At 39.6% G+C, this 22,258-nt stretch carries 14 protein-coding genes and 1 pseudogene; 13 read left to right on the top strand and 2 right to left on the bottom strand.

Annotated features, from left to right (window positions below):
• Nucleotides 1-37 precede the first annotated feature (37 nt).
• From dctP to BN6556_RS05645, 3 genes are all read left to right on the top strand, one after another.
• The gene (dctP, locus tag BN6556_RS05655; protein ID WP_235817458.1) at nucleotides 38-1,096 is read left to right on the top strand and encodes a TRAP transporter substrate-binding protein DctP; all 1,059 of its coding nucleotides are present in this window, start codon (nucleotides 38-40) and stop codon (nucleotides 1,094-1,096) included.
• 250 nt (nucleotides 1,097-1,346) lie between these two features.
• Nucleotides 1,347-2,072 (top strand): hypothetical protein, encoded by a 726-nt coding sequence (locus tag BN6556_RS05650; protein ID WP_066188215.1) that lies wholly within the window; start codon nucleotides 1,347-1,349, stop codon nucleotides 2,070-2,072.
• A 199-nt stretch (nucleotides 2,073-2,271) separates the two neighbouring features.
• Nucleotides 2,272-2,793 (top strand): GNAT family N-acetyltransferase, encoded by a 522-nt coding sequence (locus BN6556_RS05645; RefSeq protein ID WP_066188213.1) that lies wholly within the window; start codon nucleotides 2,272-2,274, stop codon nucleotides 2,791-2,793.
• 131 nt (nucleotides 2,794-2,924) lie between these two features.
• Here BN6556_RS05645 and BN6556_RS05640 read toward each other — a convergent pair whose 3' ends face one another.
• A complete protein-coding gene (locus BN6556_RS05640; protein WP_316245313.1) occupies nucleotides 2,925-4,013 on the bottom strand; it encodes an AI-2E family transporter in 1,089 nt (362 codons plus the stop codon).
• A gap of 141 nt (nucleotides 4,014-4,154) precedes the next feature.
• Between BN6556_RS05640 and BN6556_RS05635 the strand changes: the two genes are divergently transcribed.
• The 10 genes and pseudogenes from BN6556_RS05635 (at nucleotide 4,155) to BN6556_RS05585 (ending at nucleotide 18,894) form a co-directional block, all read left to right on the top strand.
• The gene (locus tag BN6556_RS05635; protein ID WP_066188209.1) at nucleotides 4,155-5,876 is read left to right on the top strand and encodes a phospho-sugar mutase; all 1,722 of its coding nucleotides are present in this window, start codon (nucleotides 4,155-4,157) and stop codon (nucleotides 5,874-5,876) included.
• A gap of 78 nt (nucleotides 5,877-5,954) precedes the next feature.
• A pseudogene (locus BN6556_RS22800) lies at nucleotides 5,955-6,143 on the top strand (helix-turn-helix domain-containing protein); the annotation flags it as partial.
• 378 nt (nucleotides 6,144-6,521) lie between these two features.
• Nucleotides 6,522-8,768, top strand: a complete 2,247-nt coding sequence (locus BN6556_RS05630; RefSeq protein ID WP_066188207.1) for a helix-turn-helix domain-containing protein — start codon at nucleotides 6,522-6,524, stop codon at nucleotides 8,766-8,768.
• A gap of 263 nt (nucleotides 8,769-9,031) precedes the next feature.
• Nucleotides 9,032-10,657 carry an extracellular solute-binding protein gene (locus BN6556_RS05625; RefSeq protein ID WP_066188204.1) on the top strand — a complete coding sequence of 542 codons (1,626 nt, stop codon included), beginning with the start codon at nucleotides 9,032-9,034 and terminating at the stop codon, nucleotides 10,655-10,657.
• Between the two features lie 104 nt (nucleotides 10,658-10,761).
• Nucleotides 10,762-12,171: a sulfatase-like hydrolase/transferase gene (locus BN6556_RS05620; RefSeq protein ID WP_066188202.1), complete on the top strand. Its 1,410-nt coding sequence runs from the start codon at nucleotides 10,762-10,764 to the stop codon at nucleotides 12,169-12,171.
• Between the two features lie 14 nt (nucleotides 12,172-12,185).
• Nucleotides 12,186-13,499: a sulfatase-like hydrolase/transferase gene (locus BN6556_RS05615; RefSeq protein ID WP_316245312.1), complete on the top strand. Its 1,314-nt coding sequence runs from the start codon at nucleotides 12,186-12,188 to the stop codon at nucleotides 13,497-13,499.
• Between the two features lie 408 nt (nucleotides 13,500-13,907).
• On the top strand, nucleotides 13,908-14,681 hold the full coding sequence (locus tag BN6556_RS05605) for a TerC family protein (RefSeq protein WP_392388583.1): 774 nt from the start codon (nucleotides 13,908-13,910) through the stop codon (nucleotides 14,679-14,681).
• Nucleotides 14,682-14,728: 47 nt separating this feature from the next.
• Complete coding sequence (locus BN6556_RS05600) at nucleotides 14,729-15,181, top strand: OsmC family protein (protein ID WP_066188193.1); 453 nt, start codon at nucleotides 14,729-14,731, stop codon at nucleotides 15,179-15,181.
• A gap of 579 nt (nucleotides 15,182-15,760) precedes the next feature.
• Nucleotides 15,761-17,152, top strand: a complete 1,392-nt coding sequence (locus BN6556_RS05590) for an MDR family MFS transporter (RefSeq protein WP_066188190.1) — start codon at nucleotides 15,761-15,763, stop codon at nucleotides 17,150-17,152.
• A gap of 347 nt (nucleotides 17,153-17,499) precedes the next feature.
• Complete coding sequence (locus tag BN6556_RS05585) at nucleotides 17,500-18,894, top strand: L-cystine transporter (protein ID WP_066188188.1); 1,395 nt, start codon at nucleotides 17,500-17,502, stop codon at nucleotides 18,892-18,894.
• Between the two features lie 257 nt (nucleotides 18,895-19,151).
• Here BN6556_RS05585 and BN6556_RS05580 read toward each other — a convergent pair whose 3' ends face one another.
• Nucleotides 19,152-22,199, bottom strand: a complete 3,048-nt coding sequence (locus tag BN6556_RS05580) for an efflux RND transporter permease subunit (RefSeq protein WP_235817466.1) — start codon at nucleotides 22,197-22,199, stop codon at nucleotides 19,152-19,154.
• Nucleotides 22,200-22,258 lie beyond the last annotated feature (59 nt).

Here is a 22,258-nt window from a genome sequence, read left to right as displayed (position 1 = left end):
GGTAATGATTATTATTTTTAACAAGAAGCTTTTATTCATGTTTGTCTCTATCTTAGCGCTTAGCTTTGTTTTAGCAGCGTGTGGTGGAGATGATTCCGGCTCAGATGATGGTGGAGGAGAAACTGCAGATGGTGAATTCGCAGAACAAGAATGGCGTTTTGTTTCTGAAGAGGTACCAGGTGAAGTGCAGTATGAGTATACCGCTGAGTTTGCTGATCGTATTAGTGAGAAAACAGATGGTGCAATCACCATTGAACCTATTGAATATGGCGGACTAGGTAGTGAGGTAGACCAAGCACAAATGCTACAGCAGGGTGCCGTAGAATTTGCGGTCATGTCTCCAGGTTTTACAGGTGGGCAAGTACCGGATGGTCAAATTTTCTCTTTACACTATTTCTTTCCATCTGATCAAGAACAAGTACAGCAAATTTTGACTGATAGTGAAGCACTAAACGAGGATTTGCGTGCTAAATATGAAGAGCATAGTATTACGCCACTTTCCTTCTGGACAGAGGGAGCGATGGCTTGGACAAGTAATGTAGGAATTGAATCACCTTCTGACTGGGAAGGACTTAACACACGTGTGCAGGAATCACCGTTAATGCGTGAATCGTATGCAGCTTATGGTGCAACTGTTCAATCCATGAGCCAGAGTGAACTGTATACGGCATTAGATCGTGAAACCGTGGATGGTCAGGAAAACCCGCTATTTTATATTGAATCAGCCAGCTTTAATGAAGTTCAAGATACCTTAACGATTTCCAATCACAATAATTATGTGGCGATGACTACTGTGAACACAGAATGGTATAATGGACTTGATGATAGTGTCAAAGAAGTGATTGATGAGACCGTTGCTGAAATGCAAGATTGGGTATTCGAAGAGCAGCAAAGCAGTAATCAGGAAGCTTTAGATGCCATGGTTGATGATACCGAAAACCCAACGGAAGTTATTGAGCTGACAGAAGATCAAATTGCTGAATTTAGCGAAGTTGCTGAACCAGTTCACCAATACTATCGCGATGAAGTCGAGGGTATTGACCCAGAACTCTTCGATAAACTGCAACAAGAAATTGAAGACGCAACTGGTGAATAATAAATAATCGAAACCACCTTTAACTTATGGTTGAGGGTGGTTTTTTATAGGATACACCGATACGTCGGGTTATGTAAAACAGCCAAGTTTTAATTTTGAGAGTATGTATGTGCCTAACAACTTTCCAACCATCTCCTTCGCTTTTACCCTCAGGGCATAAATCTACAAGCGAATTCGTAAATACCATAAGAAAATTTGTTTCAATCTTTTGTGGACAGGGAAATAATAACACATAGGGAGTGAGAAATATATGAGAAATAAAACCTTATACAGTTTCGTTGTGCTCATATTGCTAAGTATGCTAATGGTAGCCTGTCAAGAATCATCATCAGAAACAGCACCGTCATCAGAACCGGCCCAGGATAGCTCAACAGAACAAGATAAAGATCAGGCAAATACAGATTCTCAAGCAACAGACAATGATGAAGAAAATCAGCCTAACAATAATCAGGAAGAAAGCAGTGAAGAACAGGCGGTAGCGTCTGATAAGGAAGAGAATGAGACAAAAACAGAACCAAGCAGTCACGATTCCTCTCAAGAAAAGCAAATACACGAAACAAACTATGCAAGCGAGCAAAAGGCAATGAACAGGTTAGGGCTAGAATCATATCGTGAAGTGGAGGACACCAATATAAACCTAGGGCATGGTATAGAAGGATTTGCCGAAGGGGCTGCTGGACACACTTATATTTCATGGAATGAAGGAAAATGGTTAATCGAGGTCGATGCTCCGACAGATCCATCCTATATGGTAGCAAATTATGAGGATGATGAAGCCCTGGCAAAAGCGGTTGTTGACTACTTAGAGGATAACTATCTACCCGCGCCAGATCAACGTGGTATTATAGAAATAAATGCTTTCAATGAGCACCCACAAACAACCATCAAATGGCAAAAGGGAAGCACTGTTTATATGATTGATGAGAAAGTACCGGATCCATTAACTGCCTTGGAAATTGCGGTTAATCAAGGATAATACTGCTATTAAAAAACATGGCTTATCGCATGAATCATAAGCGAAAGCCATCGTTTTTCTAATCAATTTTTATAAGTCGTTGACAGCCTTTATGTCCATCATGAAAACAAAACTGAATTCGTTTTCATTGACTTATAGAGTATTTGCTAATATACTAAAATCAAGGTACTTTCACATTTTTTGCTAAGGAGATGATGCTGTGAAAACGACTATCAGAAGGTGTACGTTAGATGACCTGCAATTGTTGCAGCAAATTGGAACGGACACGTACAATGAGACATACAGCCACTTAAACACACCGGAAAATATGAATGAATATTTAGAACAAGCCTTCAACCTGGACCAACTAAAAATAGAATTATCCAACCCATCTTCAATCTTTTTATTCCAATATGTAGACGACGTCTTAGCAGGCTATATAAAATTAAATCAAGGAGATGCACAGACTTATCAAGTTGGAGAAGATGCCATGGAGATTGAACGAATCTATGTAAGAAGCCTTTTTCATGAACAAGGTTTAGGAAAAGAGTTGCTTTTTACAGGAATTGATACAGCAATAGAACATCAGAAAAAGGAAATATGGCTTGGTATTTGGCGCAAGAATAAAAATGCCATCGATTTCCATAAGAAGATGGGCTTTGAAGCAAGAGGCACCTATTCGATTTATATAGGTGACGAAGAGCAAACAAATTATGTGATGGTAAAAGAATTAAACAATTAGATAGTATAGAACGAGCACCAGCGGACTTGTATGATGGATGCTTGGCGCAAAGCCAAGCTCTTCTAACATTAAGGTAACAGGGCTTTCGCCAATTGCTGGCGTAAAGCCACAGTAACCTTAACCTCCTTCTTTTAAAACAAATCCGGATCCTCTTCCGGCTGTTTTTTCTTCCATTCGTGATAAAAATGACTAATCGTTGTCTTGACAACTGCATAAGCAGGGATAATAAATAGCACTCCAATAAATCCTGCAATACCACCAGCCGCCAAAATCAAAGTGATAACGGTAAGTGGATGGATCGATAATTTCTTCCCCATGACATTAGGCGAAATAATATTACTTTCAATTTGTTGAGCTATCACCATAACAACCGTTGCCCATACTGCCAAGATTGGTTCTTGGAAGAAACCCACGATGATAGCTGGGATCGCTGAAAGAAAAGGTCCAATAAAAGGGACGAAATTCATAACCAGTCCAAAGAGTGCTAAAGAAAGGGAATAACGTAAGCCGATGAACGAATATCCAATATAAAGCATAATCCCTACACATAAACTTACGATGAATTGTCCTTGAATAAAGGAAGCCAGCGTGTGATTGACATTATCACTCAAAGTGCGAAAGCTTTTTGCTTTAGCAGGACTTAAAAATTGTGATACAAAAGGCACAAACTTATGACCGTCCTTAAGCATAAAAAATAAGAAGAACGGGATCAGAAAAATCGAGAATACAAAACCGAATATGCTCCCAATCGTTCCGATAATTCCTGTTGTGATAGCTTCAGCGTATGTATTGAAATTATTAGTGATACTTTCAATGGTATCATCAAATTGTGAAGGGATCACATTTTGATTTTCTTGCCATAAGTCAAATAATTTTTGTGCATTATCGAACATGTCTGGAATATTATTAATCAAGTTGGTGAATTGTCGTTGTACAATTGGCGCAATAAACATAACGATCACTGTAATAACCGCAATGACCAGTAGAAAAACAATACCTATACCGGCTAAACGAGGAATTCTCTTCTTTTCTAACCAATTAACGAACGGATTGGAGATATAAAAGATAATCCCTGCTCCGATTATAGGGACAGCAATGGCCGCCAGATAAGCAGAAACTGGTTCGAAAATAAACTTGGTAATAGAGATCAGGTAAATTAAAGCAAAAATAAGAATAAAGGTGAAAAGAATTTTATTTATTTTCTTTTCAAACACAATCATCATCCTTTCATAGGAAGCTAGTATTTGCATTTTACCACAGGTTGAATCCGGGATGATAGGGTTAACAGCTAAGCTAGTAATAGAAACATGAAAATGACTATGCTACTATGGTAGATAGTAAGTATGTAAGGAGGATGACATATGGACTGGAGAAACAATGTAAAAAAGTGGAATGCATTCGACGAGATGGAGGAACCGTTAAAACAGCAGTTAACAGAGATGATGAACCATAAGAAAGAACTAGAGGACGCCTTTTATACGAACCTAAGTTTTGGCACGGCGGGTATGCGTGGGATGTTAGGTCCTGGAACCAATCGAATGAATATTTATACGGTTCGTAAAGCAGTAGAGGGCTTGGCAAACCATATCGTGAAATATAGAGACAATGCAAGGGAGCGTGGAGTGGTTATTGCCTATGATTCACGTTATATGTCACAAGAGTTCGCCATTGAAGCAGCCAGAGTGCTAGGTGTTCATGGGATCAAGACGTTTGTTTTTGATTCGCTGCGGCCGACACCGTTATTATCGTTTGCGGTTCGCTATTTACATACTGCAGCTGGAATTATGATTACAGCTAGTCATAATCCGCCAGAATATAATGGATTTAAGGTGTATAATCAGGACGGCGGGCAAATGTTGTCTGAAGAAGCAACAGCCCTGATTGATGAGGTGCATGCTGTATCTGATGAACTGCAAGTACCAGTGAAACCTCAAAAGGAAATAGAAGCAGCCGGATTGCTCGAATGGGTAGGTGAGCAAGTAGATCAGGCTTATTTACGTCAATTAAAGGGGATTCAAAAGCAAGATCAGGAGAAGTCGTTACAGATTGTCTTTACTTCTCTGCATGGAACTGCACATGATTTGGTGATGAGAGGCCTGAAGCAAATTGGGTTTAACAATGTACACGTGGTAAAAGAACAGGCGCAACCTGATCCGGATTTTTCCACCGTTTCTTCACCGAATCCAGAAGAGCATCAGGCATTTGAAATGGCAATGGAACAAGGTAAACTGATTGGTGCAGATATTTTAATTGGTGCTGATCCCGATGCTGATCGATTGGGGGTTGCCGTCCGACGACAAGATGGAGGCTACCAAGTGTTGACAGGTAATCAGCTGGGTGCCTTGTTATTGGATTATACCCTGTCTCAATTGAGTGCTCCTCAACGAGAAAACGGTGTATTTATAAAAACGGTGGTAACTACGGAATTAGGGCGAGCAATTGCTGATTATTATCAAGTTGAAACAGTGAATACCTTGACCGGCTTTAAGTATATTGGAGAGAAGATCAAAGAGTTTGAGACAGATATCAGACACTTTTTGTTTGGCTATGAAGAGAGTTATGGTTATTTGATTGGTGATTTTGTTCGTGACAAGGATGCTGTTCAAATTGCGGTGGCTGCTTGTGAAATGGCGAATTATTGGAAACTGAAGGGTGAAACACTCTTAACTGCCTTGGAGGCTTTGTATCAACGTCACGGCTATTATCAGGAAGAATTACAAGCATTGACGCTAAAAGGGAAAGATGGTGCTGCGCAAATTGAATCGATAATGGAGGACGTTCGTCGGCAGCCATTTGAACAATTAGCGGGGTTAGAAGTTATAGCAGTTGAAGATTTTCATAGCAGCCAACGAACACAAATCCGATCAGGTGAAGTGACAACCATTGATTTACCTCAGGCCAATGTCGTGAAATTTTTGTTAGAACAGGATGCATGGGTATGTTTCCGTCCATCAGGAACGGAGCCAAAGATGAAAAGTTATTTTGCAGTCAAGTCGGATAGCAAAGAAGAAAGTGAACAGCTGTTAAAGCAAATACAAGAAGAAGTTAGTGTAAGAATTGATCGAGTTATTGATGAGAAATAAGAATAATTCACAAGAAAAACCCACGATAGGATGTTGTGGGTTTTCCTTTGCATGTAAAAATTCTTTACTTCAAAAACTTTCTCTCAATATGTTTGGGAGCTTCGACTTAAAGAGGTAAAAAAACAATTAGTTGAGACCAGTGTACCGATTAAGGAAATTATAATTGAAATCGGGTATATTGATCCTCCTAGCTTTACAAGGAAATTTAAATCATCAGTAGGTTTAACACCTAGTGAATATCGTTATACGTATCAAAAAAAATCATAATACTTACATGTTATGTCCTAAATGCTACGGAGGTAGACCATATATATTCTGATCGAGTTCGTTTGGGCTTTTTTAAACAGTATTGTCTCTTGCATTATATTGGTTCAAACAAAATGAATGAAATAAATTGGAAATGTTTAAACCATATAAGATATTCCAAAAGCCATTCTCGGTACTGTTTTGTTCCAATTATAATTTTTTGAAAATATACCTTACCAATTTTTGCTATGTTATTACTTTGTTGATTTCTTTGATGTTATGAGATAAACGTCTTTGTGCTTTAAACCAAAATGGATATAAGTGTGGTAATATTAAAAATGAAATGGTAATGATTAAGAATGATAAGAAAAGAATCTATCTCTGTAAAGGAAGGATGACATGCCTAAACATCATTATTTTCAACCTCGCCTGGTATATCGGTATATTATATCTTATATTCTTGTTTTTCTGATTCCTTTTGTTTTTATGAGTTTGTATGTTTACTACCAATCTTCTGTCAGTCTGCGAGAAGAAATAGAGAGTTCGAATGTCAATAAACTAGAACAGATAGAGAGCATTACGAATGAGCGCATCAAAGAATTAGAAAATACTGCTTCAAAAATTGCCTTTTCTCCACAACTTACCCCCTATAAGATAAGTCATAGATACTATGGAGGGGAGGCAATTGAAGAATTAAGTAATCTTAAAGATAATAATGCGATTATTCATGAACTTTTTATTTACCTTTATGAACAAGAACAATTGTTGTACTCTTCTCAAGGACCATATAGTTTTTCTGAGTTGTTGCAGCGAAGCTACCGTTTTGAAGAAGTTACTGAGGAAGAACTCAAAGTTTACTTGAATAGTGATATACCTACCGTAATGTCACCCAAAAAAGTGGAGTTTAAGAATGGTACCGAAGATAAAATGATGGCTTTTACATATCCAATTTCTCCAAGTAACCCCAATCCATACGGAGCCATTATGTATTTTGTGGAGGAATCTATGTTAACGAATTTAACAGAGAATACATTAGGTGATTTTCAAGGTAGTACGTACATAGTTGATGAAAATAATCAGTTAATTGTCTCTGCTTCAAATGGAGAGGAGGTTTCGTGGGAACAATTGAATCAGAAGTCGTTTCAACAGCAGGGTGTTCGCACGATAACAATAGATAACCGTGATTATTCTGTTTCTTCGATAACTTCTGAGGTGAGTGGCTGGACATTTATTACGGTAATGGATGTTGAACAATTTACGGAACGAGTAGTTCAACGAGAGACTTTTTTTGTATTATTAATAGTTATTTTATTCATAGTAGGTGTGATTCTTGCTATTATTATTGGGCAGAACCAATATCGGCCGATTAAACGATTGGCCTCTCTAACACAAGTAAGTAAGAATCGTTATACCCAGAAGGGGCAGAATGAAATAGAAGCCCTTCATCAGTCCATCACTGATATATTAAACGACCGGCAGCATTTAACGGAAACATTGGACCTACAAGAACCGTATGCAAAAGATCAATTGTTATCACATATCTTAAAAGGAGACATTGAACGTGAGGATACAGTTGAGCAATTAATAGAGACCTTATCGATGCCATTTGCCCATGGTCCGCATTTTGTAATAGTGGTGGAATTTATAGAAGAGACGATTCCAAAACATAAAGGAGATATATTTTCCTTATCAGACTTTAATTTATCACAAGCAACAATGAATGGGGTTGAATTATTTAATCCATATTTGTTTGCATTTATCGTAAGTTTGAGGACGGAAGGAAACAACCAAAAAAAGAGGAAGCAAATCACTAGAATTATTCAGAAAAAAATCCTTCAAGAACGCAAAATTAATATAAAGGTGATGGCAGTTGGTAACTATTATGAAAAAATAACACATATTAATCGTTCCTTTATAGAAGCGATGGCATCCCTAGAACATAAATTGACGGTTTCGCAAGGTAGCACAATTTATTTTGAAGAATTAGTTTCTAATCATCAATCAGAAGGTGGATATCCGCAAGAATCGCAAATGAAATTGTCACAAAGCTTAAGAGAAGGTGATGCAATCGTTGCAATCGAAACGCTTAATTTTATTGTGAATAGTTTAAGAGAAGCAGAAGTTTCGATGAATACATTACGGTATATCTGTTTTGACATTATTAACACGGTTATCAAAACAGCTATGGAGCTTGGTTTGACCAAGAATATTGATGATTTTAAAGCGATTGGTGATTTTGATTCCATGGAACAGATGCAAGAGTCCTTGCAGATGGTGATAATAGAAATATGTAATAGAGTGCAACAAAGAGAAGCTAGTCACACAGAACGCTTAATAAATGATATTCTCACCTATATACAAAAGCATTTTAAGGATTTTGAACTTAGTTTAGACGGTTTAGCTAATCAGTTTCACTTATCAGTCCCTTATTTGAGTAAGTTTATTAAAGATCAGACAGGGGTTACGTTCACTGAATATGTTTTTCAAATGCGTATCGAGGAGACGAAAAAACTACTAAGAGAGACAAACCATCCAATTAAACTAATTGTTGAAACCGTTGGGTATAAGGATGTATCGAATTTTACCAGGCGTTTTAAACAAGTAGAGAGTATGACGCCAGGTCAATATCGCAAACTTTTTCAATGAAATTTGTTCAAAAAGCTAATAAGATCCTTCTGACATCACAATATCAAGTTTTACATATTTATTAAATAAAACATATTTTGTGTTAACAAAAGCCTCTATTGCAAGCGTTTTTATGGGGAAGTTATCTTATATTTGTACACTCATTAAATTTCACATATTGTTTACAATACCTCATCTCCATAGAATGAAGGTTAAGTGAAAACGCCTTCAACGAAAGCGATATTCACTTACCATCATAATTATAGTAAAGAAGGAGAGGGGAAATGATGAGAGGTAATATTAGCAATTTTCTATTTGTATTAGTATTAATGAGCATCTTTTTATATGGATGTGCTTCAGGGGAGGAAGAGGAAGAAGCATCCTCATCAGATCAGTCAGATCAACCAGAAGTAAGTATTAATGAAGATGGTTTTCCAATAGTAGATGAATCGATTGACATGACCATGATGGCTCCTGGAACAGGGAAAGCAGAGTGGAAGGATATGGTTGTGTTGCAAGAGTATGAGGAGATGACAAATGTACATTTTGCATTTGACACGCCACCTTTAAGTGATTTTCAAACGAAATTGAATCTGGCTTTTGCTAGTGGAGATTTAAAAGACGTTATTTATGGAGCGGGTTCTGATAATTTGACACCAGGTATGGAGGTGGATTACGGACAACAAGGGATATTGTTACCACTAGAAGATCTCATTGAAGAACATGCGCCGAATATTCAACGACTGTTTGAGGAAGATCCAAATATTAAAAAATCTGTGACCACCGTTGATGGACATATCTATTCCTTACCTAGGGTTTCCAGAGGCCCGACTAATGCATGGGCATTGGGGCCGATGTGGTATAATGGGGAATGGTTAGATGCCTTAGGTGTAGAAGAACTTCCGGAAACAGTTGATGAGTTTTATGAACTATTAAAGCGTTTTAAAACAGAAGATCCTAATGGAAATGGAGAGGCAGATGAAATTCCTTTAAGTGATACAAAAGAGCGATATACTCGTTTATGGCTTATGGGTGCCTTTGGTTTGAAAGAGTGGGGAATTGAGGAAGTTAATGGAACAGTAAGGTATACTCCCATTACGGAAAATTATCGAGAATTTCTAGCTTTTATGAATAAATTATATGAAGAAGAATTATTGGACCCGGAAACCTTTGCGCAAACTGGTGAACAAGAAACGGCAAAAGGACAAAGTAACCGATTAGGTGTATTTCAAACGTGGTTTTCTTATTTTGCCACGGGACAGTCACCATCAGAAGCTGTTAATAATCCAATGTTTCAACCTTTAACCAGTGAGTATTCGGAGCAACCAGTTATTACACGAAATCCAGCCATTTCCCGAGGAACATTCGCTATTACCAAGGATAATCCGAATCCAGAAGCTGCGATCCGCTGGGTTGATTATTTCTATTCTCAAGAAGGCTTTGATTTCTTGGCACAAGGTCCTGAAGGATACCTTTGGGAATGGGAAGATGAAGAAGCAGGAACAAAAACATGGTATGATGAAGCGCCGGAAGGCTTTGAATCAACGGAGGATTATCGGGGTACGTTAACGCCGAATTTCGGGATTTCAGCACCGGGCTTAGTCGTTCCTATTACTGGAAAAGAGGAGAATGAGTTCGATCAGTTTGTCAGGGAAGAGACAGAAACGAAGATTGAACCCCATGCAGAAATACCGTTTCCTCTTGTGTATCTTACAGAAGAAGAGCAGGCTGAAATCAATACAATTGAGGTCGATCTAGAGTCCTATATTGAACAAATGGAGGCAAAGTTTATTACAGGTGTTGAACCATTATCAAATTGGGATTCTTATGTAAACACCATTGAAAACATGAATGTTGATCGATATGTCGAAATTCATCAGACGGCTTATGACCGCTGGGCAGATAGTTAATAATGGCATGATTACAGACTGAGTAGATCTTTTACACTATTCAGTCTGTAATCCGCTATCATTCAATAAAACATCATTTAGAATCGTGACCAAGGAGGATACATATGTCAAAAAATCAACCCAATATACTTTTTATTTTAACGGACCAACAACGAGTAGATACGCTTAATGCATATGGAGGGGAGGTATGTCAAACACCGAATATTGATCAATTAGCAGAACATAGCGTGGTGTTTGATAATGCTTATGCCAGCTGCCCGGTTTGTACCCCAGCACGGGCATCGATGCAAACGGGGTTGTTCCCGCATAATCATGAAATGAGAAATAACACTTCAGAACCTGGCTGTAGATACGATAGATTGCCTAATACGGACCGACTGTTAAGCAACCAGTTAAAGAAGCAAGGCTATCAAATTGGCTATACGGGTAAATGGCATCTCGGCTGGGGGCCGACAGAAGTTGGCTATCAGGGGGATGATTTTCCAGGCCATGGTGCGGGAGGTCATGGTTATGAGCAATATCATCAATATCTCAAAGACCACCAATTAGAAGTAAAATATGCAAATAAATTAACGGGGCATTACAAAGGACATTATGCAGCAGAAGTCGTTTCACCAGTAGAAACAACCGTTGAATATTTTCTGACAGAACAGGCAATTGGCTATATCGACCAATTTCGTCAAGCAGACCAGCCTTTCTATTTTCAATTGAATTTCTGGGGACCGCATGAGCCGTATATTGCTACTACCAAACATTTGGATCTGTATCGGGATTTGGATCTTGAACCATGGGGTAATTTTATTGATTCGTCTAATAATAAACCAGCTATCCATGATGTCAAGCGTTCCAAAAACAGAGATTGGGAAACCTTTGAACCTTACGTCAAGCATTACTTTGCTAATGTAAGCTTGATTGACGAACAGGTTGGACGCTTAATCGCATATTTGAAACAGCATGATTTATATGATAATACCATTATTGTTTTCTCAGCAGACCATGGGGAATCGTTGGGTATTCATGGTGGCTTATGCGACAAAAATTTCTTTATGTACGAAGAAACATGCCATATTCCATTGGTGGTGAAACCATTAGAGAAACTGTCAAATACTCGTCGGGAGGAGAAGTTTGTTGGTACTTGTGATTTATATGCCAGCTTCTTGAATTGGTCAGGTATACCAGAAGATGGCATTACAGGTGATGGCCGCTCTCTGGTGCCACTAGTGAATCATCAGCCTGTACCGGACTGGCCGGAAATAGCGGTAACAGAAGGTAATGGTTTAGCGGAAATTCTTTATACACAGCGAATGTTGCGCTATGGCAAGATGAAATATATCTTTAATTGTGGGGATACCGATGAATTATATGACTTAGAGCAAGACCAGTATGAGCTTGTGAATCAGATCGACAACACCGATTATCAAGAGATGTTAAGTCATATGCGGAACCTGCTGGCAGAATGGATGAAGAATCATCAGGATAGGGCATTAGAGCAATACCAAGACATGCGATTTTAAGAAAGGTGGGAAAGATGATGAGTAGACCGAATTTTATTGTGTTTTATTGTGATGATTTGGGATATGGCGATTTAGGCTGTTATGGATCGGATCAGATCAAGACACCAAATATTGATCAATTGGCGGAAAACGGTGTTCGATTTACCGACTGGTACTCGAATTCCCCTGTTTGCTCTCCGTCAAGAGCGGCATTACTTACTGGGAAATATCCAATGCGGACAGAAGTGGATCAAATTTTGAGCGGGCAAAGGGGTGCCGCAGGATTATCTCATGGTCATGAGAGTTTACCTTCGATTGCTAAGCAGCATGGTTATCGAACAGCTATGTATGGTAAATGGCATTTGGGCACAACATCAGAAACGAGTCCTAATGCTCATGGCTTTGACGAATTCTTTGGATTTCATGCAGGTTGTGTCGATTATTTCTCTCATATCTTTTACTGGGAGGGAGTACCTGTTCATGATTTATGGGAGAATGAGGAAGAGGTCTGGAATAATGGCGAATACATGACAGAATTAATTACCGAGAGGGCGGTTCAATTTATCCAAGGACAGGGCCAGGATAAAGGGGAGGATCAGCCTTTTTTCCTCTATGTTCCTTATAATGCGCCACATTATCCAATGCATGCCCCGGCCAAATATATGGAGCGTTTTTCTCATTTGCCATGGGATCGTCAAGTGATGGCAGCAATGATTTCTGCAGTGGACGATGGTGTCGGAGAAGTGATCAATGCCTTGAAACGATCTGGACAATATCAAGATACCATGATTTTCTTTTCCAGTGATAATGGTCCTTCTACCGAGGTGCGAAACTGGTTGGATGGGACGCCTGACAAGTATTATGGTGGTGATGCAGGGATATTTAAAGGACATAAAGGAAGTTTGTTTGAAGGTGGTATTCGTGAACCGGCTATCTTTAGTTATCCGGCTCAAATACAAGGTGGGCAAGTTGTAGAAGAAGCAGGTATCATGATGGATATCCTGCCTACCTTTATGGAGTTTGCTGGCATACCTGTTGCTGATCGTGCTATAGACGGAAAAAGCATGGTGGATATGTTAACGAGACAGTCAAATCCCCAGTCTCCTCATGATCAATTATTCTGGGAATATAATGATCAATTGGCCATGCGGCAAGGAGATTGGAAGCTGGTTTGGAATGGAAAGCTTGATTTTGATGAGACAGCAGAAGATGTCATTCAATTGACTAATTTGCGGAAAGACGCAGGAGAGCGCCATAATGCAGCAGATGAATATCCTGAGTTAACCGAGCAGATGAAGACAGATTTACAGACCTGGTATCAGGAAATAACTGGTTCTTCAAAAGAATAAAATAATCGTTGTGCGGCCATACTAAAAGATGACTTAATTCCAGAAGTCATCTTTCTTTTTGTTACATAGTAGAGAAGCTACAGTGGGTGTTGCAGAAATGGCCTTTTCGACTTAAGAAAGCCAAACCAATTACAAGTTTTTTCAAAAAGATGATTGACAGGCTTCACAAAAAGGCTTATAGTTATAACATCAATAAAGGGGAGTAGCTGCACAATAAATGTCGTCATTTCGAGAGACATCTCCGGCATTATTGGCAACTCAACGTTGTTAGCGAGACCTTTACCACTGTTGTTGGTAAAGGTCTCGTTTTTTGTGATCTTTGCCAACTGGTGGAGATCACTTTTTTATTCCAAGTAGATGGAGTGAAAAAGCACAATTAGCGCCGAAATATCAAAGGAGATGGGACTAGTGGAGTTACTTTTAGAGTACGGTTGGGTATTACTTGTGTTAGTCGGTTTAGAGGGGATTCTAGCAGCGGATAATGCATTAGTGCTAGCGATTATGGTCAAGCATTTATCGGAGGAAAAACGGAAAAAGGCACTCTTCTATGGATTAGCTGGTGCCTTTGTGTTGCGATTCGGTTCTTTATTTATTATTTCTTTTCTTGTTGATGTTTGGCAGGTGCAAGCAATTGGAGCGGCTTACTTATTAATTATATCGATCAAAAACCTTTACGACAAGTTTGGTAAAAAGGAAAAGTCGGATGACCAAGTGGAAAAGCGAAAGAAACAACGAGGCAAAGGCTTTTGGGCGACGGTTATTAAAGTAGAGCTGGCTGATTTGGCTTTTGCGGTAGACTCTATTCTGGCAGCTGTTGCACTGGCCGTAGCATTACCGGCGACAGGTTTAGGTACGGTTGGTAGCTTAGATACTGGTCAATTTATTGTGGTACTGGCAGGTGGGATGATTGGTTTAATCATTATGCGATTTGCTGCCAATGTATTTGTGAAATTATTGCATGATCGTCCAGGGTTAGAGATTGCCGCCTTTGTGATTGTTGGCTGGGTAGGGGTTAAATTAGTGGTTAGTGTACTGGCTCATGAAGATGTCCATATCCTTTCCCATGATTTCGCTCATTCTTTACCTTGGAAACTGACTTTCTATCTTATTTTAGTAGGGATAGCGTTAGCAGGATGGTTTCTTTCAGGGAATAAACGAAAAAAAGAAGGGCGTATGGTTTAACGTCATCAAGCTAAGCCATTATAATAAATGGTGAAGGAGTGATAAGCATGGCACGACACCATTTTACCTTAGAGGCTTCTTGGCCTGGAGGCAGAAATCAGTCAGGATATATAAAAGCTGGTAATTTAGAGACACAGATTTCCATCCCGCCAGAAATGGATGGTCCTGGGATTGGGACAAACCCTGATGAGATGTTATTAGGGGCAGCTTCGACGTGTTATTTGATTACGCTTGCGGCTATGATAGAAAGGGCAGAGCTACCACTTCAACATATGGAATTGAACTCGGTAGGCGAGGTCGATGTTACTAATGGTGTGATCACGTACAAACGAATTATCCATAAGCCGATCGTAATCTTGCAAAAAGGGGCGACGGATAAACAATTACAGCGGCTGCAAAACATCATCAGCCAGGCCGAGTCATCGTGCATGATTTCTAGAGCAATTAAGGGGAATGTAGCCGTGGAATTGGAAGAAAACCTGTCTGTTTCAGGGGTATGATGTGAAAACCATTGTATTTTGTGGGAGCAGAGATAATCGTCAAATAAAAGACCAACTCTTTTCGGAGTGGTCTTTTTTATATGTAAAGACAGTAAATAATCCTTGGTATAATAGGGCTTGGAATGATTTTGACCTTGAACGAATCAAGGGGAATAAGACGTCTTATGTAAAGTAGCCAGTCCATCTATTCCATGTGGTAAAGTTGATCGTTTGTCGGTGCTAGATGGCGCAGATAAAACGATCAAATGCACCAATCCGTAAAAGGCGCTACCTACTTAACATCACCCCTCCTTATCGGTAGTCAGTATGTTCTTTTGATGATTAAGGTGAATGAAATCATTTCTCATGGATTGGATAGGTGCTCTTGATCCATTTACAAGAATGGAACAAACAAAGTATTATCAGGAAATAATGCGAGCAAAGGCTTGCTTGTCAAACGTTTTTCGTATATTAGGAAATAGTGGGGTGAAAAGGTTATTGTGGGAGGGAAAAGAAAAACACAATCATCGACAAAATCAAATCATTCATGTAAGATGGTCACTATTGTAATTTAATGTATGAAGGAAGGAGCTCAAGAAAGTGCAATCATTTAATAAAACACCTATCATTATCGTACTTCTGACTGGTGGGTTTATTTCTATTTTAAATCAGACAACAATGATTACTGCAATTCCGCCAATTATGGAAGAAATGGATGTTACTGCAAATACGGCGCAATGGCTGACGACGGTTTTCATGCTTGTTAATGGCGTAATGATCCCTGTTACGGCGTTTTTAATGGAGCGATTCACGACAAGACAGTTATTTATTACCTCGATGATTGTGTTTGCTGTCGGAACCGCTTTTTCTGCCCTTGCGCCAAACTTTGGTATGTTACTCTTAGGCAGAACCATTCAATCTACTGGGGCAGGCGTCATTATGCCACTAATGCAAACTGTATTTTTACTACTCTTTCCAATTAGAAATCGAGGGGTGGCAATGGGGCTTGTAGGACTTGTGATTTCCTTTGCTCCGGCGATTGGCCCGGCTTTGTCTGGCTGGGTCATCACCGCTTATTCATGGCGTGCCGTTTTTCTTATCATCCTGCCTATTGCAATTATTATCATTATAGTTGCTGCGAAAGTGATGAAAAATGTGACGGAATTAACATATCCAAAACTGGATATATTATCGATTATCCTATCATCTTTCGGTTTTGGCGGATTTTTATATGGATTTACAAGCGCGGGTAACAACGGCTGGGAGAGTATTATCACGATTGCTACATTAGCTATTGGCGCTGTGTCTTTAGCATGTTTCATTGTTAGACAATTACGTATGAAGACTCCTATGCTTGATTTCAGAGTATTTAAAAATCCAATCTTCACCTTGTCGACGATTATTCCTATGATTGCGTTTATGGGACTGATTGGTGCAGAAACACTGATTCCGCTTTATATGCAAAATGGTCGCGATTTTACAGCGATGGAAGCAGGAATCGCACTTCTTCCCGGTGCACTTGTGAATGGGATGATGTCGCCAATTACGGGGCGCATATTTGATCGTTTCGGTGCAAGATGGCTTTCCATTATCGGCTTAACGATTATCACGATTGCTACTCTTGCCTTTTCTAATTTAGGTGCTTCTACATCGATGTTGATGATTATGATTTTGTATGCCATACGAATGTTTGGTTTGTCTATGGTCATGATGCCAGTGACAACGGCCGGTTTAAATCAGCTTTCTCGAGAGTTGCTTCCACATGGTACTGCGATGACCAATACCATGCGCCAGGTTTCAGCCTCGATTGGAACAGCTATCGTTATTACAGTGATGACGACAACGGAAGTAGCTGCAAAGCTTGATCCAGATATAGCTTATCCGATGATTCACGGTGTCAACCGGGCTTTTATGGTTATTACTATATTGTCACTTATCGGAGTTGTCATTAGCTTCTTTATCAAGAAAGATAAGAAACTTGCCAATGAATAAAAGTCCTATGCAACGCGAATAAAATAGGATTTAGAACGGCGTCAAAACTATATTTGGCGCTGTTTTACAATGAGTTGGTGATTTTCTACTTTGCTGGGAGAGGGTTTCAAGCAAGTTAAGGAGGATATACTTTTTATAAACTAAACCGTAATAAATCATTATTCGTTCCTATTTTCAATATCAGTTCATATAATTGACATAAGGTAGTAATGGTAGTAATATATCCATAGTAATCTTATCGGATTTATCAAACTGGTGATTTGGACATCATTTCATAAAAGGAATAGTAGCAATAATAAGTTTTAAGCCTTTGATAATTTCGAAAAACAAAAAAAGGAGGGAATACATTGGATACCTTATTTATTTTAATTAACGTTGCTATAATGCTTGCATTTATAGGTATTCTTATTTTTATGCAGCGAAAGCACGTGTCATTTAGTAAGCGTGTTTTCACTGGTTTAGGTTTGGGAATTTTATTAGGTGCCTTTTTGCAGTTTGCATATGCCGCAGACTCTGAAATCGTTAGTGCATCATCGGATTGGTACAGTATTGCAGGGAGCGGTTATATCAGGCTCTTAATGATGATTGTTATTCCACTCGTCATGGTTTCGATCATCCAATCGATCATTAACTTGGAGAAATCATCGGATTTGGGAAAAATATCGGCATGGGTAATTGGTATATTGGTTACAACTGCCATGGTTGCTGCCCTGGTCGGGGTAACCAGCGCTTCGATTTTTGATTTAAATGCCGATCAGATTGATGTTGGTCAAGAGGAGCAGGAGCGTGGCTTAGACTTAGAAGACCGATTGGGTTCTGTAGAGGATATGACTACGCCTCAGAAGATTTTAGAGTTTATTCCATCGAATATTTTCTTGGATATGACGGGTGACAGGGCAACATCTGTTATTGCAGTAGTCATATTCTCCATGCTTGTCGGTGTTGCCGTATTAGGTGTGAAAAGAAAACAGCCAGAGCAAGCCGATAAATTTATTGATCTGGTTAATACCATTTATACCGTAGTGATGCGGTTAGTTACCATTATTTTGCGTTTAGCACCATATGGTATCTTAGCATTAATGGCCAATACCGTAGCGCAGACGAATGTTGCTGGTATTATAGAGCTTGGTAAGTTTGTTGGTGCCTCTTATGTGGCCTTGATCATCATGTTTATCATTCATATGATTATCCTGGCTGTGTTCAAGTTAAATCCATTTACGTATGTTCGAAAAGTGCTGCCGGTATTAGGCTTTGCCTTTACCTCACGTTCCAGTGCAGGTACGATTCCACTATCTATCCAGGTCCAGCGAGAAAGTTTGGGTGTGCATAGCGGTACAGCCAACATGGCGGCCTCATTCGGTGCAACGATTGGTCAAAATGGTTGTGCAGGTATCTACCCAGCTATGTTGGCGGTGATGATTGCGCCAACGCAAGGAATCGATCCATTATCACCAAACTTCCTGCTATCTCTAGTTTTAATCATTGGTATTAGTTCATTTGGTGTGGCAGGTGTCGGAGGTGGTGCAACCTTTGCAGCCTTGATCGTACTTTCATCGATGAACTTACCAGTTGCATTGGCTGGTCTGCTTATTACAGTAGAGCCGTTGATTGATATGGGGCGTACAGCGTTGAATGTCAATGACTCGATCTTGTCCGGTACGATTACATCAAAGATTATGAAAAAATTAAACATTAAAACGTATAATGACAAAGAGGCGATTAACAAGGATATCGCTCTTTAATAAGAAACCCCATCAGCTTTGACCACTGATGGGGGTTTCCTTTTTATAAGTAAAGTGTATAAAACTTGGTATAATAAGACGTTGGGTCCTATACTGTTACCTTTCAGTAGAGCTCAAGGGCGTGTGAGTGGTCATTCACACGAATGGATCAAACGAGGTATTATCAGGAAATAATGCGAGCAAAGGCTTGCTTGTCACACGTTCCTTAATAAGATAAACATCATCATATCGCAAAATGGCTAACAGGTAGCGTATCATTATTGATCAGACACTTTCCTCGTTCTGCTTCTCTGTTTTGTCGCTATATACATCGCTGGCAATAATAACAAGGTTAACACAGTGGAGAAAATAATACCTGCTACAATCGAAACCGCTAATGGCGTGAATAAAACATCGCCCATGATTATAATAGGCGTTAAAGCCGCGATAGAAGTAAGGGCGGTCAAGGTAATCGGTCTTATTCTGGCGCGACCTGCCTCAATCACTGCTCTTGTCAGATCCCCTTGGTATACATCTTTGTTTTGTTCAATAAACTCGATAATAATAATCGAGTTACGTACAACCACACCAGATAAAGAGACAATTCCTAAAACCGCTAAGAAACTCAAAGGCTGCCCACTAATAAATAAACCAACAATCGCACCTGTAATTGCTAAGAATATCGTACTTGCGATTAAAACGGGTGTTAGTAAGGAATTAAACTGAATAGCTAATGTAATGTAAATCAGGAATAACACAATGATAAACAATTTGGCGACTTCGACAAAGAAAGCTGTTTCGGCACTTGCCTCTCCATCTGTCACTAGTTGGTATTCTGGACCGAGTTGATTACGAATGTCTTCTATAACCGTTTCTGTTTCGCTATGAAAGTGTTGATTCCCCTCTGCCTCATACACAGAAACAGTAATGGTGCGTTCCCCGTTCTCATGGGTAATGGCAGCCATTTGTTCCTCTGTGCGGGAAGAAATAAAGCTGTCATAACGAAACACTTCCCCTTGATTAGGCGCTACAGCAGTCAAGCTTTCAAGATCAATCCCATCTGTTTCTCCTTCATCCAGGATAAGCTCCATGTCTAGTCGATGGTTATCAACCTGTATTTCCGTCAATGGAATAGCAGCATTGGCTAACTGTAAGGTTCCGGTTATTTGATTTAAAGGAATCTGTTGTTCTGCAAGAAAGTTCTGATCGATCTGGTACGTTTTGACAGGCTGGCTGGAACCGGTATTTCGTGTTGCGATCTCCACTGTGTCTAGTTCATTTAGCTGTTCACTAAGTAGAGTCGATTTTTCGAGCAGTGTTGCTAAATCAGGTCCTTTTAGCTTCAATTCTAGTGCAGCAGACGGTGGTGGGCCAGAAACAATCGTTTCGAGAAAAAGGTCCCCATCTGGGAAGGTCTCGCGCAATGATTGCTGATAATCGGAAATATAGGCTGCAGCAGAGGTGTGATCACGATCAATGCGAATCGCAATTTGCCCTGTATTTTCTCCAGATCGATTCAAAGCCGAGTTGAAAATATTTGGTAAACCACCACCGGTATACCTTACTGTTTCTTTGACATGATCGGTTTCTTCCTGAATATACGCTTCTATTTCTGCTAATTTCTCATCGGTTGCAGCAATAGGTGTTCCCTCATCCAAGGTGAAGGACAAAGTAACCTCCTCACGGTCAGCCGATGGGAAAAATTCAAATGGTACCTTGAAAACAAGCAGGATCAGGAGTATACAGATAAGAAAACCTAATATCGTCGTAAGCCAAGGTTTTTTAATCATGTTGGGTAAAATCTTGTCGGCATAACGATTCGCGATCCATTCAAAAAAATGTGCTAATAAACCAGTCTTTGGTTTTTTTTCTCGATCTTTTGCCTTTTTGCGCACGTATTGCAAGGTAGGGATGACAGTCAAGGCAACCAAGGTGGAAGCGATAATACTTCCCATTAAAGCAATAGGCAAGGCGCGAATAAAATCTCCATTACTCCCAGACAAAAAGGTGAGAGGGAAAAAGCTGAAAATAATCAGCAAGGTAGAGGTGATAATCGATACCCTCACTTCTCTTGCTCCTTTTTGAATCCCTGCTACAGGGCCATCCCCTAACTGATAACGCCGCATAATATTATCATTCATTACGATGGCATCATCGACTAATATACCAATGGCCACAATAATTCCAATGATAGAGATCTGGTTGAGATCTACCCCAGCGTAGGGCATGGGAATAAGTCCGATAAGAATAGAAACTGGGATAGCCAAGGCAACCAAAATAGCAGAAAATAGAGGTAACCCAAGCACCATAATGATGATCACAGAGATAAAAGATAAGACAAAAGATATTAATAAACTGCGATAGACCTCATCAATGATTTGACTCTGTGAATAGTATTTCTCTGTTGATATATGGTCTGGCAGTTCTTGCGTCAGCTCTTCTATCTGTTGATCAATGTTATCTTGTAGGCTGGTAATATCGGTGCCGTCTTCTGCAAAGACAGTTACCGATAAGGCAGCATGGTTTCCGACTGTTATTAGATCTTCTAATGGTTCCTCTTCTACAGATATAGTGGCAACATCGGATAATTGAAGGGATGCTTCATTTGCTCCTGGCAAATAAATTTCTCCCAATTGATCGAACTGATTCACTTCTTCCACATGTAATAAAATCTGCTGCTCTTCATTTTTCTCTACGCCTAAGGGAGATGGGCTTGTTGCTTGTTGAATCGCCTCTATTACTTGATTTGGCTGAAGCTGAGAGGCCATTAAATCCTCTTGCTGGAGAGATACGACTACCTTTTGTTCCGGGAGCCCTTTGATAGAAATCGATTGTACCCCAGGGTTCGTCGTTAATGTGTCTTCCCAGTTCGTCAGCTGTTCTCTTAATTGCAAGAGTTTTTCTCTGTCGTCGCTTTGTAAATGATAGGTAGCAACACTAGATGATACCAAATCCGTGTCAACGGTTGTGGAGACCACCTCGTCAGGGAAATCCTGCTGAACATCTTGTACGGTCTGTCGAATAATGGCATAGACCGCCTCGGTGTCGGTTTGATCAGCTAAAGAAATGGTGACATTAGCAAATCCATTGGTAGAAGTGGAATTCACCTGATCAATGCCAGCCAAATCGACCACTTCCTCTTCGATAGGATTAGCAATTGTTTTCTCTACCGTTTCTGGATTGGCTCCAGGGTAGGCAACGGAAACAGAGGCCATATGCTGCTCTATTTCAGGAATATCTCGCTTGGGTGTTTGTAGGTAAGTGAACAGACCGACAATAATAAATAATAGAACAAATACCCAGACGATTTTTCTGTATCGAATCACTCTTCTCAATACGACCACCTCGCTTGTCATGAATTGATGTCACGTTTATTCTTATCTCT

The organism is Gracilibacillus timonensis, from assembly GCF_900086715.1.
Classification (GTDB): Bacteria; Bacillota; Bacilli; order Bacillales; family Amphibacillaceae; genus Gracilibacillus; species Gracilibacillus timonensis.
The sequence above is the reverse complement of the archived record's forward strand: the minus strand, read 5'-3'. Positions and strand labels throughout refer to the sequence as shown.